Genomic DNA, 21,638 nt, shown 5'->3' on the forward strand with positions numbered 1-21,638 from the left:
TCACGCGTCCTCACCGTCCAACCAGAGCCGAGCGCCGCCGTGGCCGAGTCGCAGCAGGAAGCCGAGGACACCCGCCGTGCCGGTGCCGTACGAGGCCGAGACGCCGATCGCGCTCTCGTCGGCGGGCACCCGCAGGCCGTCGACCAGCGCGGTTCGGGCGCGGAGTTGTCGGGCGAGGTCGACGGCGTGCGCGCGATGGGTCGAGTCGTCCAGCGCCTCGGCCAAATCGAGCAGGAACTCGCCGTTGCCCGCCAGGCCATGGCACGCGGTGGTGCCCGAGTGCCAGCGGGCGCGGTGCACCGCCGCGCCCGCGCGCTCGGCCAAGGCGCGGTGTTGCGGGTCGCCGTCCGCCTGCCACATCCGGATCAGGAACGTGCCGACGCCGGCCGAACCGCTGCACCAGTGGGCCAGCCGTACGCCCGCCGGATCGCCGGGGCCCTGCGGCCACCACGCCGTGTCGCCGTCGGTGCGCACGGTCCGGGTCAGCGTGCGCGCCGCGGCCCGCGCGCCGTCGAGGAAACCCTCGCGACCGGTGGCCAGCGCCGCGTCCAGCAGGAACGTGCCGACACCGGCGACGCCGTGCGCGAAGCCCAGGTGCGCCGCGCCGGCCAGACGCGAATCGAAGTCCTTCGGAACCGGCCACAAGGTCAGATCGCCCGCCTGCCGGGCCGCACCCAGCAGCGCGTCGGCGCAGGCGAGCGTGCGTTGGCGAAACCGCTCGTCACCGGTGGCCCGCCACATTCGCGCCTGGAGCAGACCGGCACCGGCGGCGCCGTGGCAGACGTCCGGATTGGGCCACACGATCGGTACCCGAAGCGCCGTCTCGATCGCCGAGGCGGCGAGGTCCGCGTCCCCGAGCAGCGCCGCCGCGTCGTACAGCGCCCACGCGGTTCCGGACCGGCCGAAGTGCAGGCCGGGCAGGACCACCGCTTCGGCCGCCGCCCGATCGCGCAGCCAGACCGCGCCGTCCTCGACCGCGCGATGCAGCGCGTAGCGCAGCCGCGGTTCGAGCGTCGTGGTGTGCGCGGCCCGGGCCAGCACCCCCAGCACCCCGGCCGCGCCGTACTGCACGCTGCACGGATCCATCGCCGCCGCGCCGGCCGTCATCGGCCACAGCCGATCCACCCGCCCCGGCGTCATCGTCGCGACCAGGTGCGCGAGCCCGTCCAGGAGCAGCGTGTCGTCCTCGGGCGGCAGCGGATGCGGCGGCACCTTGTCGCCCTCGGTGTCCGGATGCGGCCGCGGCCCGTCCGGCTCGTCCTGCCGCGCGACCACGCCGGGGCGGGCATCCGCACCCGAGCCCGAGTCCGGCCCCGCCTTCGCCACACCACACTCGTCGTCGGCCGCCTCCGCGACGCACGCACGCACCCGCTCCAGTGACCAACGCTCCGTCGGCTCCTCGTGCCACAGGCCGCGGATCGCGGGCGCGAGGCGCCGTGCGGTCCCTCCGTGCCGAGCGGCCAGGTCCAGCCATGCGCCCAGGCGTTCCACGGTGCCGCGGCTCGCGCCGACGTCCTCGGGCAGGGCCGGGTCGGCGCCGGTGGCCAGCAGGAAGAACAGGCCGCCCAGGCTGTACAGGTCGGCGGCGGGGTGCACCCGGTGTCCGCCGTCCGCGGTCGGGCGCTGCTCCGGTGCGCGATATCCGGGCGTGCCCGCCGCGCCGGCCCGGGAGCCGATCTCGGCGGCCAGTTCCAGGTCCACCAGGCGCACCGAGTGGTCCGCCGCGACCAGCACGTTCGTCGGCGACAGGTCGCGGATCACCAGATGCTCGGCGTGCACGGTCTCGACCGCCCGGATCAGTTCCAGGACGACGGGTCGAGCCAGGGCCCAGGGCACGTCCGGGTCCTGCGCATGCCGGCCGACCCAGGTGCGCAGCGGCTCGCCGGGCACCCGTTCCTGGGCCAGGAAGATCGTCTCGGCCTCCTCGACCAGCGCGACGTGCCGAGGGGTCAGGCCGGTGTGCGCGAGGCGCCGCATCACCACCGCCTCGTGCCGCAGGGCGGCGCACGCGTCGCGTCCGGAGCGGTCCACCTCGATGTGGGCGCGGGCCTGCTTGACCACCACGGCGGTGTCGTCGGTGGTGTCGCGGCCCAGGAACACGCCGCCCTTGGTCGAGTGCCGCAGCGCCGAGGTGACCGCGAAGCGACCCGCGATCAGCACGCCCGGTGTCGACGACGCCGCGGGCTTGGTGGTGGGTGCCGAACGGGCCCGCGCCATCAGCGGATCGGGCGCCCACGCCGGCGGCGTGAACCAGGCCTCCCGGGCGTCGTCCACCGCCACCCCGTCGGGGTCGGTGAGCACCGCGCGGTAGCCGCCGTCGTTGCCGAGCACCGCGCGCCGGCCGAAGCCGCCGTAGCGGTAGTGCACGACACTGCCCGGTCGGCACGGCCGGTCGGAGAGGATGCCCGGTCCGGTGAGCTCGCGTGTCACCTCGTCGAGCGCGTCCACCAACTCCATGAACTGCTCGTCGTCGTCGGGATAGACCGTGATGAACTTGCCCGCCGAGGCCCGGTCCGCTTCACGGGAGTTGAGCATGCGCAGCCGCTCCAGGTCGCCGGCGAACTTGAACGCCACACGGCGCGGCAACAACACGTCGCAGACCCGACCCAGCACGTGCGGGGCATCCCCGGTCCGCGCGCTGACGTGGATCTTCCAACCCTGCGCCCGGGCCGCGTGGCCGGGCGGTCGTACGGTGCACCAGAAGTCGTCCGAACGCACATCCCACTCGCCCTCCGCACCGCCCGCGCCGGAGGCACCGTCCGCACTCGACGTATCAAAGGCGCCGGCCGTGCCGGCGGCACCGGACCCGCCGGCCACGCCGGAAGCGGCAGACGCGGCGGACACACCCGATGCGCCGACAACGTCGGCCCGCCGCACGAGCCGCCCGTCGTGGCCCTGTTCCCGGACACCGACCGGACCGCGGTCCGATGCACCGCGGTCCAGCGGAGCGCGGTCCACCGCAGCCCGGGCGAGCGCGGCACGGACGCGGTCGACCAGGTTCGTCCCCGGCGCGCCGTGGCCGCCGGTGCGCTCCGCACGGTGTCCACGCGTCGTCGTAGCCATCCCTGGACTTCCCCCTCGACTGTGCCCGCGCGCCCCGGTCGACGGTGCGCGTCGCGCTCGTCGACCGGTGCCCGGAAACGGGTGTCGAGCGACCCGACCCGGTCGCCGACGTGGCCGCCCCGCCTCGGATCGCTCCCCCCGGCGGGACGGCATGACCGTACGCAGCGCTTTCGGGCCACCTCAACGAGTTGCGGCAGCCTTCACCCCTTCGAGTGAAGTGACCCATGTTGAGGGTTGGTTGGTCAGTTGATCTGCATATTTCCGAACCATCGATATCCGTGCAGGTCAACGAGAGGACATGGGGACAACCATGCGGCTGGGGATGGGCTGATCGGGCTACTCGCCGATTCCGCGCTGCTGGGCCAGGATCGCGGCCTGGACCCGGCTGCGCAGACCCAGTTTGGTGAGGATCCGGCTCACATGGGTCTTCGCCGTCGCCTCGGCCATGTCCAGGTGCTCGGCGATGCGTTGGTTCGACATGCCCCGGCCCAGGCACGCGAGCACGTCGCCCTCGCGCGGGGTGAGCGACGCGAGCGCCTCCGCGGCCACCTCGGGCCCGTCCGCGGGGGCCGACCGGGGCGGGCTCGCGAACGCGTGGATCAACCGACGGGTGACCTCCGGCGCGACGAAGCCGTCGCCGCGCGCGACCAACCGGACGGCCTCGACCAGGCGTTCGGCGTCCACCGTCTTGAGCAGGAAGCCGGCCGCGCCCGCGCGCAGCGCGCCGAACACGTACTCGTCCAGGTCGAACGTGGTCAGGACCAGGACGTCGAGGCCCTCCGCGGTCAGCTCGCGCGTGGCGCTGATCCCGTCCAGTCGCGGCATCCGCACGTCCATCAGCACCACGTCCGGGCGCAACGACCGGGCCAGCGCCACCGCGGCCTCGCCGTCGGCGGCCTCGCCCACCACCTCGATGCCCGGGGCCGCGTCCAGGATCAGCACCAGCCCGGCCCGGACCGCCGCCTGATCCTCGGCAACGAGCACCCGCAACGTGTCGACGTCGCTCACCCGGTCCCACCCTTCGGCCCCGTCGAGGCATTGTTTCCGGCACCGCGCACCACATCGTCGCCACACGGGAGTTCGGCCCGTACATGCCACCGGCCCTCGCGCGGGCCCGCCTCGAACACGCCGCCGAGCAGCGATACCCGCTCCGACATGCCCACCAGCCCCGCACGGGCGCCCGGCAGCCGGGTGACGTGCTCGGGGTCGATCCCGTTGACGCCGGTGATCACCACACCATCGGTGCGGTAGGCGAACACCATCCGCAACTCCTGTGGTGTGGCGTGCTTGAGGGCGTTGGTCAAGGTCTCCTGGACCACCCGGTAGGCGGCCAGGTCGACGGGTGTGGGCAACTCCCGCACCACGCCGGTGACCTCGATCTCGACGATCAGCCCGGCCCGGCGCACGTGCTCGACGAGGCGATCGGTCTCCGCCAGGCGGGGCACCGACACCGGTTCCTCGGGCGTGTTCTCCGAGCGCAGCAGGCCGATCATCCGGCGCATCTCGGTGAGTCCCTGGAGACTGCTCTCCCGGATCACCTCCAGCGTCTCGCGCAGCCGGGCCTCGTCCAGACTCTTCACCGACAGCGCGGCGGTGGACTGGACCGCCACCGCGCTCAGATGGTTGGCGATCACGTCGTGCAATTCGCGCGCCATCCGGGCCCGTTCGGCGACCACCGCGGCCTGGTGGTCGAGCTCGGCCAACCGCGCGGTCTGGGTCGCGCGCAACCGTTCCACCTCGGCCTTCTCGCGGTGCTCGCGCACCGAGAAGCCGGTGAGCACGGGGGAGATGCCGACCAGCCCGATGTAGAAGATCGACAGGACGAACAGGCGGAACTCGCCGGTCACCGCCCAGACCGTGCTCGCGCCCAGGACCAGTACCACCACATTGCCGTACAGCAGGCCGAACGCCAGCCGCGAAGTGCCGTACAGGCACGCCGCATAGAGCACGTCGGACCACATGATCAGGCCGCCGATGGAGGGCCCGAGCGCGATGTCCACGCTCTCGCAGGCCAAGCCCAGGAACACCGCGAAACGCGGCGACGTGCTGCGATGGCACTCGGCGAGAGTCAGCGGCAGGAGCGGCAGCAGGCGCAGCCACCGGTTCGGGTCCCACGCTCCCCAGATCAGGTAGGAGTTCGTGACGAGCAGGACGAGCGCGCCCACGAGGACCACGCCGCCGATCGCACAGTCGCGGCGGATCGGCGGCGCGAGGCCGGGAAGATGGAAGGGCAGGGGGCGCTGCCACGCGGAGGTCGGATCGCTCACGCCCCCATCCCAACATCATTGGGGCGGGCGCGCCGACCGCCGGCGCCGATCGACGTTCCGATCGTCCTGATTCACGATGATTCCCACTACTTCGGCTGAAAGCGAATCCCGCCGTCGAGCCGGATCACCTCGGCGTTCAGGTAACTGTTCGTGAGCAGTTCATACGCGAGCGAGGCGAATTCGTCGGGCACACCCATACGCTTGGGGAAGAGCACCTGCCGGCCGAGGGTGTCCTTGACCTCCTGCGGCGCGGCGGCGAACAGCGCGGTGTCCATCGTGCCGGGTGCGATGGTGTTGACCCGCACGCCGATCGCCGACAGGTCGCGCGCCACGGGCAGCGTCATGCCGGCCACGCCGGCCTTGGACGCACCGTAAGCGGCCTGGCCGATCTGTCCGTCGAAGGCGGCCACCGAGGCGGTGCACACGATCGCGCCGCGCTCGCCGTCCGCCTGCGGCGGGGCGGAGGCCATCGCGGCGGCGGCCAGTCGGATGGCGTTGAAGGTGCCGATCAGGTTGAGTCGCACGATGAACTCGAAGGAGGCGAGCGGGTGCGGCGAGCCGTCCCGGGCCACCGTGCGGGCACCCATCCCGGTACCGGCGCAGGAGACCAGCGCGCGCAGCGGCGCGAGCGCGACGGCCGCGTCCACCGCGGCTTGGACCTGCTCCTCGTTCGTGACGTCGGTGGTGACGAACGTGGCGCCGATCTCGGCGGCGACGGCCTTGCCGCGCTCCTCGTTCTTGTCCGCGATCACCACCGAGGTGCCGCCGGCCGCGAGCCGGCGCGCGGTGGCCTCGCCGAGCCCGGAGGCTCCGCCGGTGACGATCGCGGACGCGCCTGTGAGGTCCAGCATGAGCGTTCTCCCCTCGCCTGTTCTTGACTGAGGCAAGCTATTGCATGGGAAGGGGAGTCGACCAGGGGATCTGACGAAGCATCAGTTGCGCCCGGCGGGCCTTGTGCCGCCCACCGTCACGGAAGCGTCGGCTGCGCCCGTCCTTCGCCCGCGCGTGCCCGCACGCTCAACCGGCCGCGCTCGCGTCGTCTTCGCGTCCGCCCGGCCGTCACCGTCGCCGAGCGGGCGTCAGTTGCGCCCCGCCCCGGTCGTCGGCGTCGCCACACTCACCGTCACGGTCGTCCCGACCGGCACCACGTCGCCGGACTTGGGATCCGAGCCGGAGACCACGTCGTTCCGGGACGCCCCGGGGGGCAGTGCGATGTCCAGCCGGGCGTTCCGCAACGCGGTACCGGCCTGGGCGACGGTCAGCCCCGACAGCGGGGGAACCGTGGTAGTCGCGGGCGCCGAGGACGACGCCGGGTCGGTGGGTGTCGTCGAGGTCGACGGCCGGGTGATCGGCGGGCTCGTCCTGACCCCCGACATCACCACGACGATCTCCGCCTTGTCCCGGTCGACCTTGCGCCCCGCCGCGGGGTCGGTGGAGGCGATGGTGCCGCCGGTGCCCCTGACGGTGCCGCGGAAGCCCCGCTCGCGCAGCAGCGCGACGCCCTGCGCCTCGGTCATTCCGACCACGTTCGGCACCGTCAACTTCCCCGGCGCGCTGGTACTCGTGCTCGGCGAGGCCGAGTCGGACGGATCCGGCGTGCTGGTCACCGGCGCCTCGGTGGTCGGCACGGCGGCCGACCGGGTTGCGCTCGCGGAGGGGGCGGCCCCGGTCGGATCGGTCCTGGCGGCCGGCTTCGTGTCGTCCGAACCCGCCATCGCCATGCCGACCAGCACCGCCACCACGATCGCGGCCACGGTCGCGAGCACGGCGGCGACGATCCTGCTCCGCCGCCCGCCGCCGCGGCGCGCGCGGTCGTCGTGGTGCGGATTCGTCGGCGCGCCGCCCGCCCGCCCGCCGGGGGAGTCGTTGTCGCGGTCGGTGGACACCACCCGGACCGAGAACGGCGCGCAGGCGGCCACCCGCATGTCCCGGGCGGAGACCACCCGCACCGGGACGTCGCTCTCCTCCACCACCCGGGACGTCTGTTCGAAGGCGCTGCCCCCGCTGTCCCGGCCCACCTCGCCGAGCCCGAACAGCCCGCCCGGCGGGACCTGGTCGGCGATGTCCAAAGGCACCGTGTAGACGATCGTCCACACCCGCGTCTCGCCCGGGTACACGTCCGGCGGGCCGGGGCGATCCAGGCCGATCCGCCGGCCGACGTCCCGGGGCAGTTCGCAGTCGTAGCGGTCCGGCGCGCTGCCCGCGTTGCGCAGGGTCAGCGCCACCATCACCGTCTCGCCGGGAGCCGCGGTGATCCGACGAGGTTCGCACCAGGCCTGCACCGCGCACTCCGGATCGCCCATGCGCTGCCCGTGCAGGTCGGTGCCGCATTGTTCGCCCGGGCAGTACGCGTCGGTCTCCAGATACGGCGTACCGCACAGCAGACAGTGCACCATCGTCGTCGTCCCCCTCGTCGTCGTACGACAGTGCGAGCCTGCCTACCGCACAAACGCTTCGGATGGGATCGACTTCACACAATCCGAGGGCAGTCCGGTGCACTGTGTCACCTCCCGTCCGGGATGCCCGAATCCGGGGCGGCAACCCGGAGAGGTAACCTCCCTTCGTGCCCAAGCTCTCCGACGTCGTCAGCGCCCTCGAACGGATCTACCACCCCGGTTGGGCCGAATCCTGGGACGCGGTCGGGCTGGTCTGCGGCGACCCGGACGCCGAGGTGCGCTCGGTGCTGTTCGCCGTGGACCCGACCCAAGCGGTCGCCGACGAGGCGCTCGCCCGCGGCGCCGACCTCCTGGTCACCCACCACCCGCTGTTCCTGCGCGGGGTGCACTCGGTCGCGGCGACCGGCTTCAAGGGGCGCGTCGTGCACGGGCTGATCACCGGCGGGTGCGCCCTGCACGTCGCGCACACCAACGCCGACTCGGCGTCCCCGGGCGTCTCGGACGCGCTCGCCGCCGCCCTCGGGCTGACCGTGACCGCGCCGCTCGACCCGGCCCCCGCCGACCCGAGCGAGTGTCGGGGAATCGGCCGGATCGGCGAGTTGGCCGTCCCCGAGACGCTCGCCGAGTTCGCCGCCCGGGCCGCCCGCGCGCTGCCCCGCACCGCGACCGGCCTGCGGGTGGCCGGCGACCCGGATCGCCCGGTGCGTACCGTGGCGGTGTGCGGCGGCGCGGGCGACAGCCTGTTCGACGCGGTCCGCCGCAGCGGCGCCGACGTCTACGTCACCGCCGACCTGCGCCACCACCCGGCCTCGGAGGCGCTGGAACACGGCGGCCCCGCGCTGCTCGATGCCCCACACTGGGCCACCGAGTGGCCGTGGCTGGCGTACGCGGCCGACGAACTCACCCGTGCGCTCGCCGCAACCGGTACTACGGTGGAAACCCACGTGTCGGAACTAGTCACGGACCCATGGACGTTCCACACTCCGCACCCCTGAGCACCGCGACGGGGGCATGAGGTCCGACCCCGCCAGTCGCCCGCAGAACCCGAACCCACCCACCACAAAACGCACCGGGTGGGCGGGTGGGAGGCAACCTCCCGCCCACCCGAGCCGCATCCAAGGAGCCCCCGCTGAACGCCGCGCCCGCCGACCAGCTCCGCCTGCTCGACCTCCAGGCCCTCGACTCGCGAATCGATCTGCTCGCCCACAAGAAGCGCACGCTGCCGGAGAACGAGGAGATCGACCGCCTCGGCTCCCGGCTCGCCCGGCTGCGCGACCTCGTGGTCGCGGGCGAGACCGAGGAGAGCGACGCGGCCCGCGACCAGACCAAGGCCGAACAGGACGTCGACCAGGTCCGCAAGCGCGCCGAACGCGACCAGCAGCGCCTGGACTCGGGCCACGTCACCTCGCCCAAGGACCTGGAGAACCTCCAGCGCGAGGTGGCCTCGCTCGCCAAGCGCCAGGGCGACCTGGAAGAGGTGGTCCTGGAGGTGATGGAACACCGCGAGGACATCCAGGGCCGGCTGGCCAAGCTGGTCGCCGAGCGGGACGAGGCGCAGAGCGCGCGCGACGCCGCCGAGGCCCGGCGGGCCGCCGCCGAGGCGGAGATCGACAGCGAGGCAGCCGCCACCACCAAGCAGCGCGCGGTGATCGCGGCGGCCATCCCGGCCGATCTGATCAAGCTGTACGAGAAGATCCGCGAGCAGTCGCACGGCGTGGCCGTGGCGCCGCTGTTCCAGCGTCGTTGCGAGGGCTGCCGGCTGGAGTTGGGGATCACCGACCTCGGTGCGATCCGCGCCGCCGCGCCGGACACGATCGTGCGCTGCGAGAACTGCCGGCGCATCCTCGTCCGCACGGCCGAGTCGGGCCTGTGAGGCTCGTCGTCGAGGCCGACGGCGGTTCCCGGGGCAACCCGGGCCCGGCGGCCTACGGTGCGCTCGTGCGCGATGCGGAGACCGGCGAGGTGCTGCACGAGGTGGCCGAGGCGATCGGCGTGGCCACCAACAACGTGGCCGAGTACCGGGGCCTGATCGCGGGCCTGACCGCGGCGCACGCGATCGACCCGACCGCGACCGTCGAGGTGCGGGCCGACTCCAAGCTCGTGGTCGAGCAGATGTCGGGCCGCTGGAAGATCAAGCACGCCGACATGCGCGACCTGGCGACCAGGGCCCGGGGCATCCATCCGCCCGGGCAGGTCACCTACACCTGGATCCCGCGGGAGCAGAACAAGTACGCCGACCGGCTGGCCAACGAGGCGATGGACGCGGCGGCCAAGGGCCGGGCCTGGACCCCGCAGGAGTCCACCGCGTTCGCGACCCCCAAGGCCGCGGAGCCGGTGCCGGACGAGCCGGTCACCACCAAGGTCCGCCCGACCGCCCCCGGCTGGGGCCCGGACCTGGGCCGCCCGACCACGCTGGTCCTGCTGCGGCACGGCGAGACCGTGCTCACCCCGCAGAAGCGCTTCTCCGGCACCGGCGCCGACCCGGACCTGTCCGAGCGCGGCCGATGGCAGGCCGCGCGCGCGGCCGAGGCGTTCGCCGAGCGCGGCACGATCGAGGCGATCGTGTCCTCGCCGCTGGGCCGCTGCCGGCAGACGGCGGAGGCGGTCGCGCGACGGCTGGGGCTCGAGGTGCGCGAGGAACCCGGCTTCCGGGAGACCGACTTCGGCGCCTGGGAGGGGCTGACCTTCGCCGAGGCGCGCGAGCAGACGCCGGACGCCCTGGACGCGTGGCTGACCTCCGCGGACGCGGCACCGCCCGGCGGCGAGAGCTTCACCGAGGTGGCCCGCCGGGTCGAGGTGGCCCGGGACAAGACCATCGCGCGACACCCCGGCAAGACCGTCCTGGTGGTCACCCACGTGACGCCGATCAAGACGCTCGTGCGAATCGCGCTCGGCGCTCCGCCGGAGTCGATGTTCCGGATGGAGCTGTCGGCGGCGGCGATCAGCGCGGTCCAGTGGTGGTCGGACGGCAACGCGTCGTTGCGCGTGTTCAACGAGACCGCGCACCTGCGCGGAACGTGACCCGAACGGCGCGGTCGAACAAAAGTTTGACTCCGCCGCCGCGACGTGTCATAGTCGGCAGTGCCTTCAGCGTGCCCGCCAGTAGGATTCCGGGCGGACCACGCGGAGGACCAAACTTCCGAAAGCCCCGAGCCGACCCGGCCGGGGCTTTCGTCTTGCCGCGACGCACCCCGGTCGACGAGCGGCCGGGGACGGCGGGTCGGCGCCCCGAGGGATCGCCCGGCGAAGCGGCCCGGCCGAGCCCTGTGTGCACGCCCCGCAGTCCGCCGGATTCCGGGCGACCACGCCGAAAAGGGCCCTGACCTGCGTGTTCGCAGGCCACAGGCCGTCCTTGGATGGGCGACGGACGAGTCGGCCTCTACGCCGGGTTCTGTCTCCCGGGAGCCTTGCGGCGCCCGGGGAGGCGGCCATCCATCTACGACTGCCGTTGCCGACAGCCTCCAGCGGTCTACCCGCGAACTCGGGCGGGCCGCCCTCGAACGTTCGCGCAGAGCACGTGTGACGGTGCTCCTCTTGACCTTGCTCCGGGTGGGGTTTACCTAGCCGCCCGAGTCACCTCGGGCGCTGGTGGTCTCTTACACCACCGTTTCACCCTTACCGGTCGTCCGAGGACGCCGGCGGTCTGTTTTCTGTGGCACTGTCCCGCGGGTCACCCCGGGTCGGTGTTACCGACCACCCTGCCCTGTGGAGCCCGGACGTTCCTCGGCGGAACCCTCCGAAGAGGAATCCCGACGCGGCCGCCCGGCCGACTCGTCCGCCGTACCGGCCATCCTAGCGGGGGCGAACCGCACCCTTCGCCGGGTGTCGTCGGCTTCGGTCAGCCGGACCCGGACCCGCTCGCCCAGACCCAGGCCCGTGCCGTCGAAGCGGGCCCGCACGGCCGGCTCGGCGAGTTGTACGGTCCCGCCGTCGCCGCGGTCGTTCAGGTCCACCACCACCGCGTCGAACTCGTCGCCGACGTGGTCGGCGAGCACGACCGCCTCGACCAGGGCCACCGCCTCGCGTTCGACCTCGTGCGCCCGGCGGTCGCCGGTCTCCATGGCCTTCGGCAACTCGTACAGCCGGGCCCCCACCCACTCGGGCACGTCGGTGCCCGCGACCAGGGACACGCAGATCTCGCCCGCGTACCGGTCGACCAGGCGCCGCAGCGGAGCGGTCACGTGCGCGTACTCGTCGGCGACCGCCGCATGCCCGGCCTGCTCCGGCACCCCCGCGTCGAACGCGGTGTAGCCCGCCCCGCGCAGCAACCCGGTGGCCTCCTGGAGGAACGCCGCGTGCCGGGGGTTGTCCGGATCGAGCGAGCGGATCACCGCGCCGTACGTGCTGCCCTCGGGCCAGGCCACGTCCAGCGCCCGGCCGACCCGGCGGACCTGGGCCAGCGCGTCCGGCGGCGGTGGCGGCAGCGTGCGCAGGATGCCGACGCCCGCGTACGTCATCAGGTCGGCGGCGGCGATGCCGGTGAGCAACGAGATCTGCGCATTCCAGCCCTCGGCCGGGATCGGCGCCCGGTATTCCAGCCGCCACGAGTCGCCGTGCTCGACGATCTCCTGCTCCGGGATCGGCAGGCTCACCCCGCCGCGATCGCTTTCGAGCATCTCGCGCAGCCGGCCGATCTCGGCGAGCAGCGCCAACGGCTCCTCGGCGGTGCCCGTGTCGATCGCGTGCTGGACCTGCGGATAGTCGAATCGGACCCGGCTGCGCACCAGCGCGCGAAAGACGTCGGTGCCGATCAGGTCGCCGGACGAGTCCAGGTCGAGCACCCACACCAGCGCGGGCCGGTCCTGCCCCGGGAGCAGGCTGGCGGCCGCCTCGGACAACGTCGGCGGATGCAGCGGGATGCGCTCGTCCGGCAGGTAGAGGGTCTCCACCCGGCGCATGGTCTCCGCGTCCAGCGCACCGCCGGGGGTGACCCAGGCCGCCACGTCCGCGATCGCGTAGTGCACCCGGTAGCCGGTGTCGGTGCGGACCAGGTGCATCGCCTGGTCCAGGTCGAGCGACTCGGCCGGATCGATGGTCAGGAACGGCAGCTCGGTCAGATCCCGACGGGTCAGCGTGGGCCCGCGCCGGGCGGCTGCGTCCGCCTCGGCCAGCACCTCCCGGGAGAACGGGCCCGGCAGTGCGAGGTCCGCGCGCAGGCGGGTGAAGCCGGCGCGCAGGCGGTCACCGTCGGCGGACCTGATGTGGAGATGGCGACGAGGCACGAATCGAGCTTAGGAAAGATCCGCTGCGGTGCGAAGGACTTTCACGGCTTTTCGCCCGCGCGCCCGGAGCCGCGGCGTCGTGTTCGGCCCGGCTCGTCCCCATAAACTTGATCGGCCCCCCTTGATCGTCCCCTTCGATCGGCCCCTTCCACCCCCGCGTCGCTTGGAGTCCCGCCCGTGCTCGTGTTGTTGCCGCCCTCCGAGGGCAAGGCCGCTGCGGGGACGGGCCCCGCGCTCGACCTCGCGGGCCTTTCGATGCCGGAACTGAACTCCGTGCGGCGGCAGGTGCTCGATTCGTTGATCACCCTGTGCGAGGGCGACGAGGTCAAGGCTCTCGAAGTGCTCGGTCTCGGCCCGAAACTGCGCGGCGAGGTGCTGCGCAATCTCGACCTGCGCGAGGCGCCCGCGCTGCCGGTGGCCGCGCTGTATACCGGCGTGCTCTACGACGCCCTGGACCTGCCCTCGCTCACCGGCGCGGCGGCGGCGCGCGCGGCCGGGTCGATCCTGGTCTTCTCCGGGCTCTGGGGAGCGTTGCGGCCGACCGACCGGGTGCCGCCGTACCGCTGCTCGATGGGTGTGCGGCTGCCCGGCATCGGCGCCCTCGCCGGCCAGTGGCGCGCGGCGATGGCACCGGTGTTGCCCAGGCTCGCGGGCGAGGAAACGGTCCTGGACCTGCGATCGGCGGCGTACGGCGCGGCCTGGAAGCCGACCGGCGCGGTCGCCGAGCGAACCGCCACCGTGCGGGTGTTGCACGAGCGGATCGTGGACGGGGTGGCCAAGCGCTCGGTGGTGAGCCACTTCAACAAGGCGACCAAGGGTCGGGTGACCCGCGACCTGCTGGTCTCCGGCGCCGAACCGCGCAATCCGGCCGAACTGGCCGACGTGCTGCGCGAACTGGGCTGGACCGTGGAGACGGCCGAGCCCAAGCAGGGCGGCACACCCTGGGCGCTGGACATCGTGGTCGCCGCGATCTGAGTGCGGCCGGCGTCCGAGCAATTACGGTCGAACCAAGCCCCGCCTTGACAAAACAAGGGGGTTTCATGATCCTGACGCTTCCTCCGCAGGAAAAATACAAAGCATTTCGTCCTACTTTGGATGATTCGTGCGTCGCGTCCGGCGGAGTCGACGATCCGACATCCATGGGGGATGAGTGAGTTACCCGCCGCCGCCCGGCCAGGACCCGAACCAGCCGTACGGGCAGCAGCCGTACCCCGGTCAGCAGCAGTACCCCGGCCAGGGCCAATATCCGGGGCAGTACCAGCAGCCGCAATACCCGCAGGGACAGCCGGGCCCGTACGGGCAACCGCAGTACCCGGGCGGCTACCCGCAGGGTGCCGGCTACCCGCCGCCGCCCGGGCGCAACCGCAAGGGCCTGTGGATCGCCGTCGCGGTGGTCGCGGTACTCGCGATCGTCGGCGTGGTCGGCGCGATCGGCTTGTCCGGCGACGACGACGACAAGAAGAGCTCCGCCGCCTCGACTTCGTCGGCGAGCGCGTCCACCGGCGCGAAGTCCGGGTCGCCCACGCCGTCGACCACGTCGGCCAAGCGCAGTTCCACACCCACGCCGGACCCCGACGACGATTCGACCTCGGCGCCCGGTCCGGGCACCGGCGGTACCGGTCTGGGTGAGGACAACTTCCTCTCCACGGTGCACATGCTCATCCCGGCGACGAAGTCGAAGCCGGACGCCGAACTGGTGTCCCAGGGCAAGCAGGCCTGCTCGGACCTCAAGTCGGGGAAGACCCTGCTCGAGGCCGCGATGAAGGTCACCATGGTGAGCGCGGTGCAGGAGAAGGGCATGGTCGTGGGCGGCGCGATCGCCGCGTTCTGCCCGGACCAGAACGGCAAGGTCAGGTAGGGCCGACCCGCCGACCGCCCGCGACGACGAGCGCCCCGTTCCCGAACATCGGGAACGGGGCGCTCGTCGTTGCGGGCGGCGCGCCGAACCGAAGCGATCCGCGATGTACATTTCTCGCGGGTCCACCGTGCCGGACAGGTGTCATTCCGATCACCTGCGAACCCTGTCGGCACATCGACTCGAGCGACCCGCGATGATGGGGATTGCCCGGGCCGGTCTTCCGCGTTGTATACGCAGAGGCGCCGTGTGGGGCGCGTACGAAACGCACGCGGAAGAAGGGGTTCCATGGAGCGAATGGGCAGAATGGCCGGATGGCTGCGCCGTCGACCGCGTGAGGATCCGGACGCCGTGCGCGACCGGCGGGCCGGACTGCTCATGGACCTGGTCGAGCGCGGCTGGCCCGTCTGTCCCGCGGCCCACCCGGTGGGTTTCGGCTGTTCCTGTGACCGGGTGGGCTGTCCGTCACCGGGCATGCACCCGGTCTCGTTCGCGTGGCAGACCCAGGCGTCCACCGACCCGGTTCAGGTGGCGCGCTGGCTGGAGTTGTATCCGGAGGCCAACTTCGTCACCGCGACCGGCGCCGGCCACGACGTGTTGGACGTGCCCGCGCAGGCGGGCGAGATCGCCCTGGCGGTCTTCGCCGAGCAGGGCATCGAGATCGGCCCGGTGGCCTCCTGCGGCCCCGAACGCACGCTGTTCTTCACCGCGACCCGCGGCACTCCCGCCGACGAGGACGAGTGGTGGCCCTGCGAGTTGGACTGTCATCCCGAGACGCTGGACGCCCATCCGGGCCTGCGCTGGCACTGCCGGGGCAGCTACGTGCTGGTGCCGTCCTCGCAACACCCCTCGGGGCAGCCGGTGCGCTGGATCCGGGGTCCCGAACTGCCGCTGCCCGACCCGCTGCGGGTGCTGGACGTGCTCACCGACGCGTGCGACACGGTGGGGGCGACGGCCGGCGACGGGCGCTGGATGTAGCCGGGCCGGCCGGCCCGGCCACGTCCGGGGGTCATTCGCCGTCCGCGCCGACCAAGCCGTACATCCACCCGACGAGTTGCACCTTGCCGCCGGCCTTCGGCACCACCGCGACGTACTCGGAGAGCCGGTGCTCGGTCACCGACCTGGTCGGCTTGCCGGCCAGGAAGGTCAGCGTGGAGGGGTCCACGTCGCCGAGCCGGCGCGGCGGCTGCACGGTGAGCTTGACGCTGTGCTGGAGCGCGAAGAGCACCAGCGCGCCACCGTCCTTGGTCCGCACCGCGAGCGGCGGGAACTGGGTCGCCGCGCTGTCCACCGTCTGCCGCACGAAGCCCTCGCCGATCGGCTCGTCCCGCTGCCTGCGCAGCTGCGCGGTGTAGGGGTCGGGCCCGAACAACTCCGCGCGCGTCTTGCCGTCCTTGAGGAACTCGGTGAGTACGGGCGCCAGTTCGCCGGGCGCGGCGGCCAGCCCGGGGGCGGTCGGGGCGACCGGTTCGAGGTAGCCGTCCGCGTCCTTGGCGAACTCGGGCAGCGGGCTCTGCAGGGTGGGGCCCCACGCGGCCTGCCACACCGCGTCCGGGTTCGCCTTGACGAAGACCAGCAACTGCGGCTTGGCGTTGTTGAAGTTCGGGGTGTTGTGCACGGCGAACCACTTGGGCCAGCCGATCACCTTGGGGATCAGGAACTCGGGCCGCTCGTGCGCGATCGGGGCCTTGCCCAGATTCCCGCGCGGGTCGGTGAAGCTCAGGATCTTCAGACCGGCCTGGTCCAGCGCGCCGAGCGAGCCGGTCTCGACCCGGGCGTTGAGCGACAGATCGCGGTTGGCGTAGGCCTGGTTGTTCTGCACCTCGTAGTCGTGCAGCACCTTGCCGGCCTCGCGCCGGTCCAGGGCCTCGACGGGCGTCGTGGAGCCGTGGACGGCGACACAGCCGGTCGCGGCGAGCGCCGTCACGAGCAGGGCGGCGGTCGCGGCCACCGCGCGGGATATGCGCATCGGTACTCGGCAACTCTTCCGGGGGAGCGGGCAGGAGGAGATCTCGCGAAACCTTACTGCCCGCACCCCGCCCGGCACCCCGCCCGCCCGATACGGACCGTGCGACGCCGGGACGGACTACACGACGGTCAGCACCTCGGCCCCGGTGTCGGTGACGACCAGGGTGTGTTCGAACTGCGCGGTGCGCCTGCGGTCCTTGGTGACCACGGTCCAGCCGTCGTCCCACATGTCGTAGTCGTAGGTGCCCAGGGTGAGCATCGGCTCGATGGTGAAGGTCATCCCGGGCTCCATCACGGTGGTCGCCCGCTCGTCGTCGTAGTGCGGGATGATCAGGCCGGAGTGGAACGAGCTGTTGATGCCGTGGCCGGTGAAGTCGCGGACCACGCCGTAGCCGAAGCGCTTCGCGTAGGACTCGATGACCCGGCCGATCACGTTGATCTGCCGACCCGGCTTGACCGCCTTGATGCCCCGGTTCAGCGCCTCGCGGGTGCGCTCGACGAGCAGCCTCGACTCCTCGTCCACGTCGCCGACCGGGTAGGTCGCGTCGGTGTCGCCGTGCACGCCGCCGATGAACACGGTCACGTCGATGTTGACGATGTCGCCGTCGTTCAGGCGCGTGGTGTCCGGGATGCCGTGGCAGATCACCTCGTTGATCGAGGTGCAGATGGTCTTCGGGAAGCCCCGGTAGCCCAGGCAGGACGGGTAGGCGTGGTGATCGAGCACGTACTCGTGGGCGACCCGGTCCAACTCGTCGGTGGTCACACCGGGTGCGATGTGCGCGGCGGCGGCCTCCATCGCGCCCGCCGCGATCCGACCGGCGACGCGCATCCGCTCGATCGTCTCGGCGTCCTGCACCTCGGGCCCGGTGTACGGGGTCGGCGCGGGCTTCCCGACATACTCCGGCCGCGGGATGTCGGCGGGAACGGAGCGGATGGGGGTCGCCTTACCGGGTACGAGAATCGCCATAACCAGCGAGTGTAGCCGGCGCCGCGATCGGGGCGGCGATCGATACGACGGATACGACGCGTCGTGCCGAACAGGGATCGAGTGGGTGGAGGACGGGCCGTGAAGTTCAGACTGTGGCGCAAGCCCGAGGGGCGCGCCGGCGAGTGGTACTACTGCATCAGGCACGGCACGGTCGAAGAGGGCCCGGACTGCCCGGCGCGCGACCGGCTCGGGCCGTACTCGACCCGCCGGGAGGCGGCGAACGCACTGGAGACCGCGAAGACCCGCAACCAGGCCTGGGAGAACGACCCCAACTGGAACGACCCCGGGCGCCGCTGAGCGAACGGCGCCACCGATCCGTGAGCGGTCGCCGCTCGGCGAGGTGGCACGCGACGAGCGCGGCATGCGGCGGTCGGGTCACTCGGCGGGTTCGGGGACCCGGCCGCCGCCCACGGTGAGCACGCCGGGCAGCTCGGACAGGCCGGAGACCAGATCGGTGGGGTCGGCCGGGCCCTCCACGAGCAGGACCACCGCCGCAGCCCGGGGCTCGCCGGGCGGGGTCTCCCCGGGGTCCTCCGCGCGCTCGTCGCGATTGTGCACGGACACGTCCACCACGGTGAACCCGGCGCCGGTACAGGCGACCAGGACCGCGGAGAGCACGCCGTGTCCGGGCAGATAGGTGATCCGGACCTCGGCGGCGCGGGCCCGGACCCCGCCGATCCTGCGGATGATCGGCGGATAGCCGTACACGACCACGAAGTGCAGCGTGGTGACGCCGATCGCGAGATAGGGCAGACCCGCGCCGCAGGCCATGCCGATCGCACAGGTCAACCAGACGACGGCGGCGGTGGTCAGGCCGCGCACCGTGTCGCGGCGGACGAAGATCAGGCCGCCGCCGATGAAGCCGATGCCGGAGACCACCTGCGCGGCGATCCGGGACGGGTCCCAGCCGACGTGGCCGGCGGGCAGCACGTCGGCGAAGCCGTACTTGGAGATCTCCATGAACAGCGTGGTGCCGACGCCGACCAGTGCGTGCGTGCGCAGTCCCGCGCTCTTCTGTCGGACCTCGCGCTCGACGCCGATCACGCTGGAGAGCACGAAGGACAACATCAGTTCGGAGAACTGGGTCCACCCCTGACTCTGCGCGATCCCCTGCGACCAGCCCGCCAGGGTCGTGCCGGCATCCACGCGCCCACCTCCTCCGCCCCGGGACCGGAGTCCCGGGGCTGCTCGACCGACTTGCCTTCCCGGCACGCTACGACTCCATTCGGAGCAGCGGTTACGCGCGCCGGTTCGGAAACCGGTCGAGGGAGGGGCGGGCGAGGGTCAGCCGCGCGAGCCGGCCGGGATTCGCTTTCGCGAACCGGTCGTCCTGGATACGGCCTTTCGGGTGCGCGAGACGGTCGGCTTGGTTGCCGCCCTTCGGGTGCGCGAGACGGCCGGCCGGGATACCGCCATTCGGGTGGCCGAAGGCCTGGAGGCGACCTTTCGCGATTGCGCCTTTCGGGGCGACGCCTTTGCGGTGGTCGACTTCGCGGGCGAAGTCTTGCGCGCCGTGCTGCTCTTGCGCGTCGCGCCGCCGCGCCGTGCGACGGTCCGGGCGGTCGGGGTCCGCCGTTGCGTGGCACCGGACTTCGGGGCCTGAGTCCGCGACATGGCGGCGTCGACCGTGCGGTCGTCGACCGTCTCGGTGTCGCCGTTGCGCTGGATGTAGCGCAGCGCGGTAAGCGCCTCGCGCTTGGTGTCATAAGGCGACGACTTGATGATCGTCGAACCGTTGGAAGCTGCCAGGACGAAGCCGAACTTGCCGGAGCGTCCCTTGGTCACAATGAATTTGGCCGGCACTTGCGTCTCCTTGGAGAGCGAAGAGAAAGTTTTCTCCTCCACGGAAACACGGTTTGTCCCGGTTGTCATATATAAGTGCTATTTCGGAGTGAATCGACCCGCTCAGCCGAAAACCACTGTGACCTCGACTGCATCCGGGCGCCGACCCCGTGTTCTCTGCGGTTCCGGCCGGCAGGATCACGCCATGACAACCCCCTCGTCCCCCAAGCGCGACCCGCGTGACCTGCCGAACATCGACCACCTGGTCGTGGGCGTCCTCGGCGGCACCGGCGAGCAGGGCCGCGGTCTCGCGTACCGCCTGGCCGTCGCCGGCCAGAAAGTGATCATCGGCTCGCGCAGCGCCGAACGGGCCGGCTCCGCCGCGGCGGAGCTCGGCGCCGGTGTCCGCGGCGCGGACAACGCCACCTGCGCGGCGGAGAGCGACATCGTGATCGTCGCCGTGCCCTGGGAGGGGCACCGCGACCTGCTCGTCGCCCTCAAGAGCGAGTTGGCGGGCAAGATCGTCGTCGACTGCGTGAACCCGATGGGCTTCGACAAGCAGGGCGCGTTCGTGCTCGACGTCGAGGAGGGCAGTGCCGCGCAGCAGGCCGCCGCCGTGCTCACCGACTCGGCCGTCACCGCCGCCTTCCACCACGTCTCCGCGGTGCTGCTGCTCGACCCGAACGTGGAATCCCTGGACACCGACATCATGGTGCTCGGCGACAAGCGCGACGCCACCGACGCCGTACAGGCGCTCGCATCTCGGATCCCCGGGATGCGCGGGGTGTACGCCGGTCGGCTGCGCAACGCGCGTCAGGTGGAGGGGCTCACCGCCAACCTGATCTCGACCAACCGCCGGTACAAGGCACACGCCGGACTGCGCATCACCGACGTGTGAGCCCGCTCGGGTGCGGGCCACGCCGCACGCGAGTACCCGGACGGCACGAGGCCCGGCGCATCCGATGACGCGCCGGGCCTCGTGCCGTCCTGCCGTATTTTTGCGGGGATCGCCCCGGTGTCAGGCCAGCGACGCGGCCCAGGTGCCCAGCGGGCGGGCGACCAGCTCGCCGGCGTTGTTGTCGATCGCGTCCTGCAGGCCGGCCAGTACGTGGGTGACCATGCCGGCGGTGGCCGGGTCGGTGAGCACGTGCTGCACGTCGGCCTCGACGCCGAGCCGGGTGTGCACCTCGGGGACGGAGATCTCCGGGCCGGAGACGACGAAGTTGTTCAGGTCCCGGAGCAGGGTCTTGAGCTGGATCAGCGCGCGGATGCCGCCCTGGACGCCCGGCGAGGCGGAGATCGCGACGATCGACTTGCCGGCCAGCACGCCCTGGGCGTACGGGCGCGAGGCCCAGTCCAGCGCGTTCTTGAGCACGCCCGGCAGGCTGCGGTTGTACTCGGGGGTGGCGATGATCAGGCCGTCCGCCTCGGCGATCGCCTCGCGCAGGCGCACCACGGATGCCGGCGGGTTGGCCTCCAGGTCCTGGTTGAAGTGCGGGAGCTCGTCCAGACCCTTGTACACCTCGATCTGCATGCCCTCGGGCGCGAACGGCTGGAAGGCGTTCAGGAGCGCGGTGTTGAACGACGCGGCACGCAGCGAGCCGGAGATGGCGAGGATGCGGGACATGGGGTCCTCCGTGGATGGCGAGACGAGGCGAAGCAGGTTGTTGAACGTTTAACAATGTATCGCGCGCTTGTTGTGGATTCAACTTCCACGCGGGATCCGCGGACGAAATCGGCGTCCCGGACCGCCGGCGGCCGGTGCCGGGAGCCGGGTCGGCGGGGGCGACAATGGAGCCGCGCCGCGCCCGCGTCGCCCGCGGCCGTCCCCCGTTCGCACCCGTCTGGAGCCCCCCGTCATGCCCCGCATCGTCGTTCTCGCCGTGATCGTGTGCGTCCTGGCGCTCGCCGCCGCCGTGGTGGCCTTCGTCGGCGGAAGCTGGCTCGGTGTCCCGTTCGTGTTGCTCGCCGCGCTGGACGGCAACATCGCTTTCTACTACCTGCGCCGGCACCGCATCCGCCGTTCGCGTGAGCTCGCCGCGCGCGCCTGAGCCCGCTTTCACCGCCCGCCGGGCGTCACCCGTATGGGTGGATGCC

At 72.2% G+C, this 21,638-nt stretch carries 19 protein-coding genes, 1 other RNA gene and 1 pseudogene; 9 read left to right on the forward strand and 12 right to left on the reverse strand.

Going from position 1 to position 21,638, the window contains the following annotated elements:
* The 5 genes from lanL to ACFZBU_RS02475 all read right to left on the reverse strand — a co-directional run bounded on the left by lanL (position 1) and on the right by ACFZBU_RS02475 (position 7,726).
* Positions 1–3,063 carry a class IV lanthionine synthetase LanL gene (lanL, locus tag ACFZBU_RS02455; RefSeq protein ID WP_391581583.1) on the reverse strand — a complete coding sequence of 1,021 codons (3,063 nt, stop codon included), beginning with the start codon at positions 3,061–3,063 and terminating at the stop codon, positions 1–3.
* 336 nt (positions 3,064–3,399) lie between these two features.
* Complete coding sequence (locus tag ACFZBU_RS02460) at positions 3,400–4,071, reverse strand: response regulator (RefSeq protein WP_391581584.1); 672 nt, start codon at positions 4,069–4,071, stop codon at positions 3,400–3,402.
* Positions 4,068–5,330: a sensor histidine kinase gene (locus ACFZBU_RS02465; protein ID WP_391581585.1), complete on the reverse strand. Its 1,263-nt coding sequence runs from the start codon at positions 5,328–5,330 to the stop codon at positions 4,068–4,070. Before ACFZBU_RS02465 ends, ACFZBU_RS02460 begins: the two co-directional genes overlap by 4 nt.
* Positions 5,331–5,416: 86 nt before the next feature.
* On the reverse strand, positions 5,417–6,181 hold the full coding sequence (locus ACFZBU_RS02470; RefSeq protein WP_391581586.1) for an SDR family NAD(P)-dependent oxidoreductase: 765 nt from the start codon (positions 6,179–6,181) through the stop codon (positions 5,417–5,419).
* A 228-nt stretch (positions 6,182–6,409) separates the two neighbouring features.
* Positions 6,410–7,726, reverse strand: coding sequence for a PASTA domain-containing protein (locus ACFZBU_RS02475; RefSeq protein ID WP_391581587.1), 1,317 nt, complete (start codon positions 7,724–7,726; stop codon positions 6,410–6,412).
* Positions 7,727–7,893: 167 nt separating this feature from the next.
* On the opposite strand from ACFZBU_RS02475, the gene ACFZBU_RS02480 reads away from it, so the two are divergent.
* From ACFZBU_RS02480 to ACFZBU_RS02490, 3 genes are all read left to right on the forward strand, one after another.
* Positions 7,894–8,721, forward strand: coding sequence for a Nif3-like dinuclear metal center hexameric protein (locus ACFZBU_RS02480; protein ID WP_391581588.1), 828 nt, complete (start codon positions 7,894–7,896; stop codon positions 8,719–8,721).
* Between the two features lie 134 nt (positions 8,722–8,855).
* A complete protein-coding gene (locus ACFZBU_RS02485; protein WP_391581787.1) occupies positions 8,856–9,599 on the forward strand; it encodes a zinc ribbon domain-containing protein in 744 nt (247 codons plus the stop codon).
* Entirely contained in the window at positions 9,596–10,747 is a 1,152-nt protein-coding gene (locus ACFZBU_RS02490) for a bifunctional RNase H/acid phosphatase (protein ID WP_391581589.1), read from the forward strand. Before ACFZBU_RS02485 ends, ACFZBU_RS02490 begins: the two co-directional genes overlap by 4 nt.
* Before the next feature lie 343 nt (positions 10,748–11,090).
* On the opposite strand, the gene rnpB is transcribed toward ACFZBU_RS02490, so the two are convergent.
* Both rnpB and ACFZBU_RS02500 read right to left on the reverse strand, forming a co-directional pair.
* An RNA gene (gene rnpB, locus ACFZBU_RS02495) (RNase P RNA component class A) lies at positions 11,091–11,500 on the reverse strand.
* An 80-nt stretch (positions 11,501–11,580) separates the two neighbouring features.
* A pseudogene (locus ACFZBU_RS02500) lies at positions 11,581–12,948 on the reverse strand (RNB domain-containing ribonuclease); the annotation flags it as partial.
* A 177-nt stretch (positions 12,949–13,125) separates the two neighbouring features.
* Between ACFZBU_RS02500 and yaaA the strand changes: the two are divergent.
* The 3 genes from yaaA to ACFZBU_RS02515 all read left to right on the forward strand — a co-directional run bounded on the left by yaaA (position 13,126) and on the right by ACFZBU_RS02515 (position 15,781).
* Entirely contained in the window at positions 13,126–13,923 is a 798-nt protein-coding gene (gene yaaA / locus ACFZBU_RS02505) for a peroxide stress protein YaaA (protein ID WP_391581590.1), read from the forward strand.
* A 175-nt stretch (positions 13,924–14,098) separates the two neighbouring features.
* Positions 14,099–14,806: a DUF732 domain-containing protein gene (locus ACFZBU_RS02510; RefSeq protein WP_391581591.1), complete on the forward strand. Its 708-nt coding sequence runs from the start codon at positions 14,099–14,101 to the stop codon at positions 14,804–14,806.
* Positions 14,807–15,091: 285 nt separating this feature from the next.
* Positions 15,092–15,781 carry a bifunctional DNA primase/polymerase gene (locus ACFZBU_RS02515; RefSeq protein WP_391581592.1) on the forward strand — a complete coding sequence of 230 codons (690 nt, stop codon included), beginning with the start codon at positions 15,092–15,094 and terminating at the stop codon, positions 15,779–15,781.
* 31 nt (positions 15,782–15,812) lie between these two features.
* Here the strand turns inward: ACFZBU_RS02515 and ACFZBU_RS02520 are convergent, their stop codons facing one another.
* On the reverse strand, positions 15,813–16,772 hold the full coding sequence (locus ACFZBU_RS02520; protein ID WP_391581593.1) for a hypothetical protein: 960 nt from the start codon (positions 16,770–16,772) through the stop codon (positions 15,813–15,815).
* 117 nt (positions 16,773–16,889) lie between these two features.
* The gene (map, locus tag ACFZBU_RS02525; RefSeq protein WP_391581594.1) at positions 16,890–17,738 is read right to left on the reverse strand and encodes a type I methionyl aminopeptidase; all 849 of its coding nucleotides are present in this window, start codon (positions 17,736–17,738) and stop codon (positions 16,890–16,892) included.
* A gap of 99 nt (positions 17,739–17,837) precedes the next feature.
* On the opposite strand from map, the gene ACFZBU_RS02530 reads away from it, so the two are divergent.
* Positions 17,838–18,056, forward strand: coding sequence for a hypothetical protein (locus ACFZBU_RS02530; RefSeq protein WP_391581595.1), 219 nt, complete (start codon positions 17,838–17,840; stop codon positions 18,054–18,056).
* Between the two features lie 78 nt (positions 18,057–18,134).
* Here ACFZBU_RS02530 and ACFZBU_RS02535 read toward each other — a convergent pair whose 3' ends face one another.
* Together ACFZBU_RS02535 and ACFZBU_RS02540 are read right to left on the reverse strand one after the other, a co-directional pair.
* On the reverse strand, positions 18,135–18,827 hold the full coding sequence (locus ACFZBU_RS02535) for an MgtC/SapB family protein (RefSeq protein ID WP_391581788.1): 693 nt from the start codon (positions 18,825–18,827) through the stop codon (positions 18,135–18,137).
* Between the two features lie 216 nt (positions 18,828–19,043).
* Positions 19,044–19,604, reverse strand: a complete 561-nt coding sequence (locus ACFZBU_RS02540; RefSeq protein ID WP_391581596.1) for a DUF1508 domain-containing protein — start codon at positions 19,602–19,604, stop codon at positions 19,044–19,046.
* A 142-nt stretch (positions 19,605–19,746) separates the two neighbouring features.
* Between ACFZBU_RS02540 and npdG the strand changes: the two genes are divergently transcribed.
* Positions 19,747–20,439 carry an NADPH-dependent F420 reductase gene (gene npdG, locus ACFZBU_RS02545; RefSeq protein WP_391581597.1) on the forward strand — a complete coding sequence of 231 codons (693 nt, stop codon included), beginning with the start codon at positions 19,747–19,749 and terminating at the stop codon, positions 20,437–20,439.
* A 120-nt stretch (positions 20,440–20,559) separates the two neighbouring features.
* Here npdG and ACFZBU_RS02550 read toward each other — a convergent pair whose 3' ends face one another.
* Complete coding sequence (locus tag ACFZBU_RS02550) at positions 20,560–21,168, reverse strand: NADPH-dependent FMN reductase (RefSeq protein WP_391581598.1); 609 nt, start codon at positions 21,166–21,168, stop codon at positions 20,560–20,562.
* A gap of 232 nt (positions 21,169–21,400) precedes the next feature.
* Here ACFZBU_RS02550 and ACFZBU_RS02555 point away from each other — a divergent pair, with 232 nt between their 5' ends.
* Positions 21,401–21,592: a hypothetical protein gene (locus tag ACFZBU_RS02555; RefSeq protein WP_391581599.1), complete on the forward strand. Its 192-nt coding sequence runs from the start codon at positions 21,401–21,403 to the stop codon at positions 21,590–21,592.
* The last annotated feature ends 46 nt before the right edge of the window (positions 21,593–21,638 follow it).

The organism is Embleya sp. NPDC008237 (assembly GCF_042956465.1).
Lineage (GTDB): Bacteria > Actinomycetota > Actinomycetes > Streptomycetales > Streptomycetaceae > Embleya.